The sequence below is a fragment of the Mesorhizobium sp. M0060 genome, from assembly GCF_040323155.1.
Classification (GTDB): Bacteria; Pseudomonadota; Alphaproteobacteria; order Rhizobiales; family Rhizobiaceae; genus Mesorhizobium.
This window is the reverse complement of record NZ_JAMYUP010000001.1, coordinates 394,206-407,142: the sequence shown is the minus strand read 5'-3', so window position 1 is coordinate 407,142 and position 12,937 is coordinate 394,206. Positions and strand designations below refer to the sequence as shown.

Annotated in this window: 12 protein-coding genes; 11 read left to right on the top strand and 1 reads right to left on the bottom strand. The window is 63.5% G+C overall.

Annotated features, from left to right (window positions below; translation table 11 throughout):
• Window positions 1-12: 12 nt before the first annotated feature.
• Window positions 13-804, bottom strand: coding sequence for a cyclase family protein (locus NKJ94_RS01905; protein ID WP_352522694.1), 792 nt, complete (start codon window positions 802-804; stop codon window positions 13-15).
• 117 nt (window positions 805-921) lie between these two features.
• Between NKJ94_RS01905 and NKJ94_RS01900 the strand changes: the two genes are divergently transcribed.
• The 11 genes from NKJ94_RS01900 to NKJ94_RS01850 all read left to right on the top strand — a co-directional run bounded on the left by NKJ94_RS01900 (window position 922) and on the right by NKJ94_RS01850 (window position 12,914).
• Window positions 922-2,496, top strand: a complete 1,575-nt coding sequence (locus NKJ94_RS01900) for a phytoene desaturase family protein (RefSeq protein WP_352522693.1) — start codon at window positions 922-924, stop codon at window positions 2,494-2,496.
• Between the two features lie 109 nt (window positions 2,497-2,605).
• Window positions 2,606-4,132 carry an ABC transporter substrate-binding protein gene (locus tag NKJ94_RS01895; protein ID WP_352522692.1) on the top strand — a complete coding sequence of 509 codons (1,527 nt, stop codon included), beginning with the start codon at window positions 2,606-2,608 and terminating at the stop codon, window positions 4,130-4,132.
• Window positions 4,133-4,196: 64 nt separating this feature from the next.
• A complete protein-coding gene (locus NKJ94_RS01890; protein ID WP_352522777.1) occupies window positions 4,197-5,204 on the top strand; it encodes an ABC transporter permease in 1,008 nt (335 codons plus the stop codon).
• Window positions 5,197-6,045, top strand: coding sequence for an ABC transporter permease (locus tag NKJ94_RS01885; RefSeq protein WP_352522691.1), 849 nt, complete (start codon window positions 5,197-5,199; stop codon window positions 6,043-6,045). The genes NKJ94_RS01890 and NKJ94_RS01885 overlap by 8 nt, the downstream gene beginning before the upstream one ends.
• Window positions 6,042-6,926: an ABC transporter ATP-binding protein gene (locus tag NKJ94_RS01880; RefSeq protein ID WP_352522690.1), complete on the top strand. Its 885-nt coding sequence runs from the start codon at window positions 6,042-6,044 to the stop codon at window positions 6,924-6,926. The genes NKJ94_RS01885 and NKJ94_RS01880 overlap by 4 nt, the downstream gene beginning before the upstream one ends.
• Window positions 6,919-7,749 carry an ATP-binding cassette domain-containing protein gene (locus NKJ94_RS01875; RefSeq protein WP_352522689.1) on the top strand — a complete coding sequence of 277 codons (831 nt, stop codon included), beginning with the start codon at window positions 6,919-6,921 and terminating at the stop codon, window positions 7,747-7,749. Before NKJ94_RS01880 ends, NKJ94_RS01875 begins: the two co-directional genes overlap by 8 nt.
• Window positions 7,750-7,831: 82 nt before the next feature.
• A complete protein-coding gene (locus tag NKJ94_RS01870) occupies window positions 7,832-8,431 on the top strand; it encodes a VOC family protein (RefSeq protein ID WP_352522688.1) in 600 nt (199 codons plus the stop codon).
• Between the two features lie 145 nt (window positions 8,432-8,576).
• Window positions 8,577-10,871: a bifunctional salicylyl-CoA 5-hydroxylase/oxidoreductase gene (locus tag NKJ94_RS01865; protein WP_352522687.1), complete on the top strand. Its 2,295-nt coding sequence runs from the start codon at window positions 8,577-8,579 to the stop codon at window positions 10,869-10,871.
• Window positions 10,868-11,641, top strand: a complete 774-nt coding sequence (locus NKJ94_RS01860; RefSeq protein ID WP_352522686.1) for an SDR family NAD(P)-dependent oxidoreductase — start codon at window positions 10,868-10,870, stop codon at window positions 11,639-11,641. The genes NKJ94_RS01865 and NKJ94_RS01860 overlap by 4 nt, the downstream gene beginning before the upstream one ends.
• Entirely contained in the window at window positions 11,635-12,105 is a 471-nt protein-coding gene (locus NKJ94_RS01855; protein ID WP_352522685.1) for a MarR family winged helix-turn-helix transcriptional regulator, read from the top strand. The genes NKJ94_RS01860 and NKJ94_RS01855 overlap by 7 nt, the downstream gene beginning before the upstream one ends.
• Complete coding sequence (locus NKJ94_RS01850; RefSeq protein ID WP_352522684.1) at window positions 12,102-12,914, top strand: enoyl-CoA hydratase family protein; 813 nt, start codon at window positions 12,102-12,104, stop codon at window positions 12,912-12,914. The genes NKJ94_RS01855 and NKJ94_RS01850 overlap by 4 nt, the downstream gene beginning before the upstream one ends.
• Window positions 12,915-12,937 lie beyond the last annotated feature (23 nt).

Sequence of the window (12,937 nt, the reverse complement as noted above, 5' to 3'; positions counted from 1 at the left end):
GTGGCCTGTCGCTTAAGCGCGCGGCACCAGCGCCAGCGCGCGGATCGGGCTGCCGGTGCCGTGCTCGATCTTGAGCGGTGCGGCGATCAGGATGGCGCCTTTCGGCGGCAGCCGGTCGAGCTTGCAGAGGCTGGCGAGACCGTAGCGGTTGGCCTTGTGCATCAGGCTGTGCGCCGGGAATGGCGGCTCCATTCCCCCTGCTTTGCCAGCATCCGTGCCGATTGTCTCGCTGCCCCAGCCCTTGATGTCCTTGCTGATCAGATACTGGATGGCTTCGGCGGTCGGGCCGGGCGTGTGCGGTCCGGTCTCGTCGGCGTTGAGGAATTCGGCTTCCGAGCCGTTACGCTTGTACCAGTCGGTGCGCATCACCACCCATTCGCCGGCGTTGATCGTGCCATGTTTGGCTTCCCATGCCTTGATGTAGTCGACGGTGAGCAGGAAATCGTGATCGGCGGCCGCTTCCTTCGAACAGTCGATGACATTGACGGGTCCGACAAAGTTCTGAGCCGGAATGGTGTCGGTAGCGCCGTCCGGATAATCCTTGCCCGTGATCCAGTGATTGGGCGCATCAAAATGCGTGCCTGAATGCTCGCCGAGCTTCAGCCAGTTCCACGCCCACCAAGGTCCGTTCTTGTCATAGGCGGAGATGGCATGGATCTCGATCTTCGGCGTGTCGACGGCGAGTTCCGGCGGCAGCTTGATCAGCGGCGTGTCGGGCCCGAGCGGCGCCGTCAGGTCGACCACCTGGATGGCGCCTGAAAGAAGCTGGCCGGCGACTTCGCCGAGGAGTTGTTGCGTGTCCATGGTCTCTGTTCCCTCTTCTTGGATGGCTCTGAAGGCTCGTTGCGGCCCTTAATATCCTACTAGACGAAAACATATGCATCTGCAATTATCTTTAAGCATAAAGGAATGGGACGGGGCGTGAGCGAGTTCGACGCCATATTTGTCGGGGCGGGCCACAACAGTCTGGCATGCGCCGCGCATCTGGCGCTCAAAGGCTGGAACACAGCGGTTTTCGAACGCAATCCAACGATCGGCGGCGCCGTCCAGACGCGCGAATTTACGCTGCCCGGCTTCCGGCACGATTTCGGCGCGATGAATCTGAGCCTGTTCGCCGGCTCGGCCTTTCACAAGAAATATGCAAATGAATTGAAAACCCACGGGCTGGAATTCGCGCCGGTGGCCGATTGCTTTGCCAGCGCCTTCCCGGACGGAAGCTGGTTCGGCGTCAGCAGCGATCTGGAAAAGACTGCCGCGCGCATGGCGGTTTTTTCCGAGGGCGATGCACAGACATGGCGCCGTCTGGTTGCGGCTTTCCCTGCAGAGGCCGAGCACCTGTTCCGGCTGCTGGGCTCGCCGATGAGCGGCCGTGCGCTCGCCGGCACCGCCTGGAACCTCTGGCGCAAGAAGGGTTTTGCCGGCGCGCTCGATACCGGTCGATTACTGCTTTCCTCACCCCGCGCGTGGCTCGAGGAGACTTTCCAGTCACCACATGTGAGGGCGACGCTCGCCACCTGGGGCATGCATCTTGATTTCGCGCCTGACATCGCCGGCGGCGCGGTGTTTCCTTACCTCGAATCCATCGCCAACCAATGCTTCGGCATGGTGCTCGGCAGAGGCGGCGCCGACACAATTATCCGGGCCTTGTCGGGCATGCTCACGGCTGCCGGCGGCAAGATCGTCGCTGGGGCTGACGTGGCCGAGATCACGGTTTCGGCCGGCAAGGCGACCGGCGTGCGGCTCGCTTCCGGCGAAACCCATAGCGCCACCAAGGCGGTCATCGCAGGTGTCGCGCCCAGAGCGCTGACCGGGAAATTGCTGCCAAACGGCTCCGGCGACGCCGACTTCGACGCGGCAATGAAAAAGTTCCGCCACGCGCCGGGGACGATGATGATCCATCTGGCACTCGACGATCTGCCAGACTGGCGCGCCGGCGCCGAACTTCGGCAGTTCGCCTATGTGCATCTGTCGCCGTCCCTCGACGCCATGTCGCGGACCTATCAGCAGGCGATGTCCGGCACGCTGCCGGACGAACCGGTGCTGGTCGTCGGCCAGCCGACGGCGGTCGACCCGTCGCGCGCGCCGGACGGCAAACACGTGCTGTGGGTGCAGGTGCGTATGCTGCCCGCCGAAATATCAGGCGATGCGGCGGACAAGATCGCGCCAGATCACTGGGACAAGGTTAGGGAACGCTACGCCGAGCGCGTTCTCGACATCATCGAGACCTATGCGCCAGGCCTTCGCCGGAAGATCCTTGGCCGTGCCGTGTTCTCGCCGATCGACCTCGAACGCGAGAACCCGAACCTTGTCGGCGGCGACCAGATCTGCGGCAGCCATCATCTGGCGCAGAACTTCCTGTTTCGGCCGGCGCGCGGTTACGCCGGCTGGAACACGCCGGTCGGCAATCTGCATCTGACCGGGGCGGCAACATGGCCGGGCGCCGGCACAGGTGCGGCCTCGGGCTTCATGCTCGCGCAACAACTTGGCGGGAGGTAAGAGCCGCATTTTTCATTTAGGGTGAAGGAGGACAGTGCGCGGTTGCCCAGGAGCCTGAACCCACCAATCGACAGCGACACCGCGCATAAAAACCAACAGGGGAACGACCATGACAATCAACAGACGAGAATTGCTTGGATATGGCGCAGCGGCGCTTGGCGCCACCGTCATCGGCCTGCCGCAAATCGCCAAGGCAGCCGGCGAACTGACCATCGCCTACAATGTCAACCTGCCGTCCTGGGACCCGACCACCGGGCCTTCGGCGGTCAACCCGACCATCCAGGGCCTCTACCAGTCGGTGTTCGACCAGTTCATCCCGCAGAAGCCGGACCTTTCCTTCGCTTCCGGCCTGCTTACCGAATGGGGCTGGAACGAGGATCGCAGCAAGATCACGATGACGGTGCGCGAGGGCGTCACCTGGCATGACGGCTCGCCGTTCACGGCCGAAGACGTGGTCTGGTCGTTGCAGCGGGCGGGCGACGAAAAGACCGGCAATCCGATCCAGTTCGTCTGGAAGAACGTCAACAACTTCAAGATCGACGGTAACAAGATCACCGGCGATATCGTGCAGTTCGACCCGGTGTATTTCAAGTGGATGTCGTTCCTCACCGGCTACATCATGCCGAAGGCCTATTACGAGAAGGTCGGCGCCGAGGGCTTCGAGAAAGCCCCGATCGGCACCGGCCCCTATATGGTCGACAAATTCGAGCGCAACGCCTTCCTGCGGCTCAAGGCCAATCCCAACTACTGGGGCGGCAAGCCGGCCTTCGAGAACGTGACCATCAAGTTCGTCACCGACGCGGCGAGCCGCGTCGCCGAGATCGAGTCCGGTTCCTCGCAGGTGACGCTCGAAATTCCCTATGAGGAGTATGACCGCCTGATCGCCACGGAAGAGCTTGCAGGCTCTTGCAAGAACGTTTCCGACATCGGCATGATCTTCTTCAACGACATCGACGTGATGCTGGACAAGAACGTGCGCCAGGCGGCGGTGATGGCGGTTGACAAGAAGCTGCTCGTCGACCGACTGCTGCGCGGCTACGGCCAGCCGATCGATACGCTGGAAACGCCGGAATACGCGGCTTACGATCCGTCGATCAAGGTCGAGCATAACCCGGAGAAGGCCAAGGAATTGCTGGCGGCATCCGGCTATTCGCCGGAAAAACCGGTCAAGTTCACGATACAGACGACGAAGGGCTTCAAGCCCAAAGATTACGAGATGATCCAGGCGATCGTCGGCATGTGGCGCAAGGTCGGCATCGAGGCGACGATTGAGGTCTACGAGATCGCCAAGCACTACGAACTGCGCGCCGCCGACAAGCTGGCACCAGCCGCCTTCTACAATTGGGGCAATGCCATCGGCGACCCCACCACCTCGACCGGCTTTGCCATGTATGGCCCGAGCCCGCATTCGGTGTGGGACAGCCAGGATTTGATCGACATGATCAACCCGCTATGGGGCGAGAAGGACGAGGTCAAGCGCATTGCCGGCTGGAAGGCCGTCGACAAGTACATTGCCGAGCAGGCCTATGTGCTGCCGCTGATCCAGTATGCGCAGCCGATCGTGCATGCCAAGGGCGTCAATGTCGTGCAGCATGTGTCCGGCGCGCTTTTGCCGGCGCTGATGACCCCGGCCTGAGACGGTCCTGGGCTTGCCGCGCGCCGTCCAGAACGACGGCGCGCATTTTCCGCCACGGGCGACCATGCTGCTGCAGAGATTCCTGATCCGTCTTCTGACGATGGCGATCACGCTGTTCGGCGTCGCCGTCGTGGTCTTCGTCGTGATCCGTGTCGCCCCCGGCGATCCGATCGCGATGATGCTGCCGCCCGGTGCCACCGATGCCGACATCGCGCGTCTGCGCGCGCTTTACGGGCTGGACAAGACCATCGTCCAGCAATTCTTCATCTGGCTGGCCGGTGTCATCAGAGGTGATTTCGGCACTTCGATTTCGCTCCGGCAGGATGTTCTGGGGCTGGTCTTCAACCGCCTGCCGGCGACGCTGGAACTCGCGATCGTCGCGCTCTTGATGGCGCTGGCGATCGGCGGCACGACGGCGATCCTCGGCGCGTGCGAACGCGGCACCGCGGTCGAGGCAGGCATCGACATCGCCAGCGGTGCGGCGCTCTCGATTCCCGATTTCCTGTGGGGCTTGGTGCTGATCCTTTTGTTCGGCGTGCTGGTGCCGGTTTTCGACATTTCCGGCCGGGTGTCGCCGCAACTCGACCTGCCCTTCGTCACGCAATTCTATCTGTTTGAGAGCATCGTGCGGCTGCGCTTCGACCTGACCAAGGACCTGCTGGCGCACATGCTGATGCCGGCGATTGCACTGGCGCTGCCGCTTGCCGCGATCATTTCGCAGTTGTTGAAACAGTCTCTCAAGGAAGTGCTCGATCTCGACTATGTCGTGCTGGCGCGGGTGAAGGGCTTTTCGGAAACGCAGGTCATCTTACGCGAGGCGCTGAAGAACGCCGCGCTTCCGACGCTCACTTTGGTCGGCGTGCAATTCACCTTCCTGATCGGCGGTACGGTCATTGTCGAGCGGCTGTTTTCCTATGAAGGTCTCGGCAATATGGCGATCGATGCCGTCATCAATCGCGACCTGCCGCTGATCCAGGGCATCGTGCTGGTCTTCGCACTGCTGTTCGTGCTGATCAACCTTGCCGTCGACATGATGTATGCGCTGCTCAATCCGAGGCTGCGCCATGGATGAGGGGCGTATTTCGAGACATGGCTCGGGCGCAAGGCTGTGGCTTGCCGGCGGCTGGCTATTGCTGGCTTTGCTTGCCGCGATCTTCGCGCCGCTGGTCGCACCGCAAGACCCACTGGCGCAGGATCTGATGCTGGAGCGGCTGCCGCCATTCTGGCTGAATGGCGCCGAGCCTGGCTATTGGCTCGGCACAGACAGCCTCGGCCGGGATTTGTTGTCGCGGTTGATCTTCGGTGCCCGCATCGCCTTCATTGTCGCCTTCGCAGCGGCTATCGCTGCATGCCTGGTCGGCTCGGCGCTCGGGCTGATCGCCGGCTATTTCGGCGGCTTGGCCGACCGCATCATCTCGCGTATCGTCGATATCTGGATGGCGTTTCCGCCGGTGCTGTTCGCAATCCTCCTGGTCGCCGTGCTCGGCACCGGATTGAGCTCGGTCATCATCGCCATCGTTGTCATCGACTGGACGCGCTTCTGCCGGGTGATCCGCGCCGAGACCATGGGCCAGTCGCGCATGGACTATGTCGAGAACGCCCGCATCGCCGGCTACGGCCGGATCGGCATCATGCTGCGCGAGGTGCTGCCCAACGTGGTGCCGTCGATCGTGGCGCTGCTATCGCTCGAAATGGGTATCGCCGTCATCGTCGAGGCGATCCTGTCCTTCGTCAATCTGTCGATCTCGACCGACGACCCGACCTGGGGCAGCATCATCGCCGAGGGTCGCCTGTCGATCCATCAGGCCTGGTGGGTGCTGGTGTTTCCGCTGGTCACTCTGATCCTGACGGTGCTGTCGTTCAGCCAGTTCGGCGAGGGCCTCAGGGCGCGTTTCGATCCGGTGCTGCGATGAACGCGAAACCGTGCCTTGCCATCAGAGACTTGAGCGCGGTGCTGCCGAATGGCGTACGCGTGTTGCGCTCGGTATCGCTCTCCGTTCAGCCCGGCGAGGTTCGCGCGCTGGTTGGCGAGAGCGGCGCCGGCAAGACGATGATCGGCAAGGCGGTGCTCGGCGTGCTGCCACTGAGCGTGCGCATCGTCGAAGGCGATATGCTGCTCGAAGGCGAGGACCTCGGCCGGCTGGCGCCCAAGGCAAGACGTGCGCTGATCGGCGCGCGCACCGCGCTGATCCCGCAGGATCCGCTGACCGCCCTCAACCCGTCGCGTCGCATCGGCCCGCAGATGACCGACCGGCTGGTGCGCATCCTCGGCTGGAGCGGTGAGAAGGCCGATGCCCGCATCCGCCAGCTGCTGGACGAGGTGCAGATCCGCGACCCGGACCGTGTGCTCAAAAGCTATCCGCACGAGCTGTCCGGCGGCATGCGCCAGCGCGTGCTGATCGCCGCCGCGTTCGCGGCCGAGCCAAGGCTGATCGTCGCCGACGAGCCGACAACGGCGCTCGACGTGACGGTGCAGAAGCAGATACTGCGGCTGATCGCGCAATTGCAGCGCGAGCACGGCACGGCGATCCTGTTCGTCACTCACGATCTCGGTGTCGTTGCTAAGATCAGCCAGAAAGTTTCGGTGCTCTATGCCGGCAAGGTGGTGGAGGAGGCCGAGACGGCAGCCCTCTTCGCTTCACCGCAGCATCCTTATACGCGGGCACTGATGGCGGCGACGCCGCGCTACACCGATCCGTTCGCGTCGCTGAAGCCGGTCGACGACAAGGTACTGGCCGGGCTGGCCGCGGAGATCGCCGCCGCCGACCGGGCATGGAGGCGGCCGCATGGCTGAGCCGCTATTTTCCGTGCGCGGACTGAAGGTTGCGTTGCCCGACATGACGCGCAAGCCGCTGATCGGCCGGGCGCCGCAGGCCGAGATCCTGAAAGGGCTGGATTTCGACCTGCCAAGGGGATCGGTGACCGGCATCGTCGGCGAATCCGGCTCCGGCAAATCGACGCTTGGCCGCACGCTGGTGCGCCTTTTGGAGCCCAGCGCCGGCAATGTCATTTTCGACGGCCGCGACATCACGCATCTGCCCGAGGCGGAACTCCGGCCGCTGCGTCGCAATCTGCAGATGATCTTCCAGGACCCGATGTCGTCGCTCAATCCGCGCCGCACCATCTTCAGCATCATCGCAGCACCCCTGAAGCAAAACGGGCTTGGCGACAATCTCAGGGACCGTGTCGCGGAGGCGCTGCAGCGCGTCGGCCTGCCGCAAGGTTTCGCCAGCCGCTACCGCCACGAACTGTCGGGCGGCCAGCGCCAGCGCGTCGGCATTGCCCGCGCCTTGGCACTGTCGCCGAAATTCGTACTGGCCGACGAAATCGTCTCCGGCCTCGATGTGTCGACCCAGGCGCAAATCCTGACGCTGCTGGAAAAACTCGCAGCCGAAATGGGCCTGACCGTTGCCTTCATCAGCCACGACCTGTCGGTGATCCGGCGGCTCTGCCGGCAAGTGATCGTCATGCGCGAAGGGGCGATTGTCGAAGCCAGCGCGACCGACGCTTTGTTCGAGCACCCGCAGCAGGCCTACACGCGCGACCTCATCGCCGCCATTCCACTGCCCGAGATCGATGACGGCTGGCTACTGCCCGCCGCAAAGGCGCCGGCATGAAACACCTGCAACTTCAACCGCACGCCGAAGAGCGGGCCTCGGGCGTGCGTCCGCAAGTGTCCCGCGATGGAGGATGACAGATATGAAGAATGCAATCCGATACGCTACGCTTGCAGCCACCGTGCTGGGAAGCATCGGCACCGCTTGTGCCAGCTCCATTCCCGGCATGCGCGGCCACGACCACACCGGCATTACTGTCCCCGACATGAAGCAGGCGGTCGATTTCTTTACCGAGGTGGTCGGCTGCAAGAAGGCGATGTCCTTCGGTCCGTTCGCCGACGACAAGGGCACATTCATGCAGGATCTGCTGGGCGTCGATCCCAAGGCGGTGATCGAGGAGATCACCCTGGTCCGCTGCGGACACGGGTCGAACATCGAGCTGTTCAAATACACTGCACCGGACCAGAAGGACCTGACGCCCCGCAACAGCGACATAGGCGGCTTCCACATCGCCTTCTATGTCGACGATATCGCCGCCGCAAAAGCCTATCTCGATCAAAGGGGCATCAAGACGCGTATGGGGCCGCTGCCGGTTACCGAAGGCCCGGCCGCCGGCCAGACCATCCTTTATTTCCAGGCGCCCTGGGGCTTGCAGTTGGAAGCAATCAGCTATCCCAATGGCATGGCTTATGAAAAAGATGCAGAAACGGTGCTGTGGAGCCCGAAGAACCCGGAAAAATAGCCGGGATATTACGCGCCCTGTTGAAACCGACCGACGGCAAGTCGGAGTCATCCGAAGCGGATTGTTTCAATCTTGAAACTTCAAGCTTGAATTAATCAGCCTCAGGCGTAAACTCGACAAACAGAAGCGAAGAGGAGATCGCACAATGAAGGTTGCGGTTCTCGGCGGTGGACCAGCCGGCCTCTACTTTGCCATTTCGATGAAGCTCAGGGACGCCGCGCATGAGGTGACGGTGTTCGAGCGCAACCGTGCCGACGATACGTTCGGTTGGGGCGTCGTGTTGTCGGCCGAAACGCTGGAAAACCTGACCAGGAACGATCCGGTCAGCGCCGTCTGGATCCGCAAGCATTTCGCCTATTGGGACGATATCGCCGTCATCCATGACGGCGTGCGCACGGTCTCGACCGGCCACGGTTTTTGCGGCATCGGCCGCAAGCGGCTGCTCACCCTTTTGCAGCGGCGGGCGCGCGAACTCGGCGTCAAGCTAGTCTTCGAGACCGATATCGCCGACCCCAGGCCGTATATGGAGACGCACGATCTGGTCGTCGCCGCCGACGGGCTGAACTCGAAAGCCCGCGCCAGCTTCGTCGACGTGTTCAAGCCCGATATCGATGTCCGCAAGTGCAAGTTCGTCTGGCTCGGCACCCGTCAGAAATTCGACGACGCCTTCACCTTCATCTTCGAAAAAACCGAGCATGGCTGGGTGTGGGCGCATGCCTACCAGTTCGACAGCGACACCGCGACCTTCATCGTCGAATGCAGCGAGCAGACCTGGCAGCGATTCGGCTTCGGCGCGATGTCGCAGCAGGAATCGATTGCCGTCTGCGAGCGCATCTTTGCCAGCCATCTGGGCGGCCACGAGCTGATGACCAACGCCAATCACATCCGCGGCTCGGCCTGGATCAATTTTCCGCGCATCTTGTGCGAACGCTGGTCCTACAAGAATCTGGCGCTGATGGGCGACGCCGCGGCGAGCGCGCATTTCTCGATCGGTTCCGGCACCAAGCTGGCGCTGGAAAGCGCGGTGGCGCTGGCCGACTATGTCGAGTCCGAGCCAGACCTCGAAGCAGCCTTCCGCAAATATGAGGACGCGCGGCGCACCGAGGTGCTGAAGCTGCAGTCGGCGGCGCGCAATTCCCTCGAATGGTTCGAAGAGGTCGAGCGCTATCTCGGCCTCGATCCGGTGCAGTTCAACTACTCGCTGCTGACGCGTTCGCAGCGCATAAGTCACGAGAATTTGCGGCTGCGCGACGCCGAATGGCTTGCCGGCGCCGAGGAATGGTTCCAGCGTCAGGCCGGCGCCGGCGGCAACAGTCTGCGCCGCACGCCGATGTTTGCGCCTTTCCGGCTGCGCGACATGGTGCTGCAGAACCGCGTCGTCGTCTCGCCTATGGCGCAGTACAAGGCGGTTGACGGCTGTCCGACCGACTGGCATTTCGCCCACTATGCCGAACGGGCCAAAGGCGGCGCCGGTCTCGTCTACATCGAGATGACCTGCGTCAGCCCGGAAGGCCGCATCACGCCGGGTTGCCCCGGTTTCTATGCGCCCGAGCACGGGGTCGCCTGGAAGCGGCTGGTCGATTTCGTCCATGCCGAGACGGAGGCCAAGATCTGTGCCCAGATCGGCCATTCGGGCGCCAAGGGGTCAACTAGGCTCGGCTGGCAAGGAACCGACGTGCCGCTGACCTCGGGCAACTGGCCTGTGATGGCGGCATCTTCCGTGCCGTGGTCGCCGCAGAACCAGATGCCGAAGGCGATGGACCGCGCCGACATGGATATGGTGCGCGAGCAGTTTGTCGCTTCGGCCGAGATGGCGGCGCGCTGCGGCTTCGACATGCTCGAAATCCACGCCGCGCACGGCTATCTCCTGTCCTCCTTCATCACGCCCTTGACCAACCGGCGCACCGACGCCTATGGCGGCTCGCTGGAAAACCGCATGCGCTATCCCTTGGAAATCTTTCATGCGGTGCGCGCCGCATGGCCGGCCGAGAAGCCGATCTCAATGCGCATCTCCGCCAATGACTGGCTCGGCATCGAGGGCGTGACGCCGGCCGATGCCGTCGAGATCGCGCGGCTGCTGCATGAAGCCGGCGTCGACATCTGCGACGTGTCGGCCGGCCAGACTTCGGCCGTGGCAAGGCCGGTCTATGGCCGCATGTTCCAGACGCCGTTTTCCGACCGCATCCGCAACGAGGTCGGCATGGCGACCATGGCGGTCGGCAATATCTATGAGCCGGACCATGTCAATTCGATCCTGATGGCCGGCCGGGCCGATCTCGTCGCACTGGCGAGGCCACATCTTGCCGATCCCTATTGGACGCTGCATGCGGCCGTCACGCTTGGCGATCGCGGCGTCAAATGGCCGGATCCCTATCTGCCCGGCCGCGACCAGCTCTACCGGCTGGCCGAACGCGAAGCAGCAGCGGGGCTGAAAGTATGAGTGCCGCCGCGACGATTTCGGGGCGGCATGCGCTGGTCACCGGCGGCGGATCCGGCGTCGGCCGCGCGATCGCGCTGGCGCTTGCCGGCGCCGGCATCGACGTGACCATCTGCGGCCGGCGTGAAGAGCCGCTGGCTGCGGTCGCCGCTGAGAACAAGCGCATCTTCGCCATTGTCGCCGATGTCACCGACGAAGCGGCAATGGCGTCGCTACACGAGGCCGCGGAAGCGGCACGTGGACCATTCGACATCGTCGTCGCCAATGCCGGCATGTCCGGCAGTGCGCCGGCGCAACGGACCTCGCTGGCAGACTGGCAGCGCACGCTCGACGTCAACCTGACCGGTGCGTACCTGACCGTGAAGCCGGCGCTGGCCGGCATGGCCGCGCGCAAGACGGGCCGTATCATATTCATCGCTTCCACCGCCGGACTGAAAGGCTATCCCTATGTCGCAGCTTATGTCGCAGCCAAGCATGGCGTCGTCGGCCTGATGCGGGCACTTGCCGTCGAGACCGCCAAGTCCGGCGTGACCGTAAATGCGGTGTGCCCGGGTTTCGTCGAAACCGAGATGCTGGAAGGCGCCGTCCAGCGCATCGCCGAAACGACCGGCCGCTCGGCCGAGCAGGCACGGACAAGCCTTGCCTCGACCAACCCGCAAGGCCGCTTCATCCAGCCACAAGAGGTCGCGGCCGCCGTGCTTCATCTGTGCGGCGATGCCGCCCGGTCGATCACCGGGCAGACGATTTCGATCTCCGGAGGTGAGACATGGTAGCCGGTCCCCTGCCCGCCCCGTCCGGACCCGGCAAGGACCGCCTGCGGCTGTGGATACGCCTGCTGCGCGCCTCGCGCACCATCGAGGCCGAACTGCGCGAACGCTTGCGGCAGGAATTCAGCACCACGCTGCCGCGCTTCGACGTGATGGCGGCGCTCTATCGCGCGCCGGAAGGCATGCTGATGAGCGACCTGTCGCGCTTCCTGCTGGTGTCCAACGGCAATGTCACCGGCATTATCGACCGGCTGGTCTCGGAAGGATTGGTCATGCGGGCCCGACGCAATGGCGACCGCCGCACCTCGGTGGTTCGGCTGACGGAAGAGGGGTCGAAGACTTTCTCCGTTATCGCCGCCGCACATGAAAAATGGGTCGGCGAGTTGCTGGGCAATGTGAGCGAGGACGAGGCGCGCCGGCTGACCGGCATGCTGACCTCCTTCCGCAGCAATTGGGAGGGACGGGAATGACAAAGATGGCCGGCCGCAAGCCGAAGCATTTCCTCTGGCAGGTCGAAGGCAAGATCGCAAAAATCCGGCTCGACCGGCCCGAACGCAAGAACCCGCTGACCTTCGATAGCTATGCCGAATTGCGTGACACTTTTCGCGACCTCGTCTACGCCGACGATGTCGATGCCGTGGTGTTCCTGCCCAATGGCGGCAATTTCTGCTCCGGCGGCGATGTCCACGACATTATCGGTCCACTGGTCAAGATGGACATGAAGGCGCTGCTCGCCTTCACCCGCATGACCGGCGATTTCGTCAAGGCGATGCTGAATTGCGGCAAGCCGATTATTGCGGCGGTCGACGGCGTGGCGGTCGGCGCCGGCGCAATTATCGCCATGGCCTCCGACATCCGCATCGCCACGCAACAGGCCAAAACGGCTTTCCTGTTCACCCGCGTTGGTCTTGCCGGCTGCGACATGGGCGCCTGCGCGATCCTGCCGCGCATCATCGGCCAGGGCCGCGCCGCCGAGCTGCTCTATACCGGCCGCACGATGAGTGCCGAGGAAGGCGAGCGCTGGGGCTTCTACAACCGGTTGGTCGATGCCGAAGTGCTCGAGGCCGACGCGCTCGACATGGCCGCGCGCATCGTTTCCGGCCCGACCTTCGCCCATGGCATCACCAAGACGCAGCTGAACCAGGAATGGTCGATGGGCCTCGACCAGGCGATCGAAGCGGAAGCGCAGGCGCAGGCGATCTGCATGCAGACGGGCGATTTCGAGCGGGCGTACACGGCTTTCGTCGCCAAGGAAAAACCGGTGTTCGAGGGAAATTAGCATGGAAGCTGCATCCCCGGGAA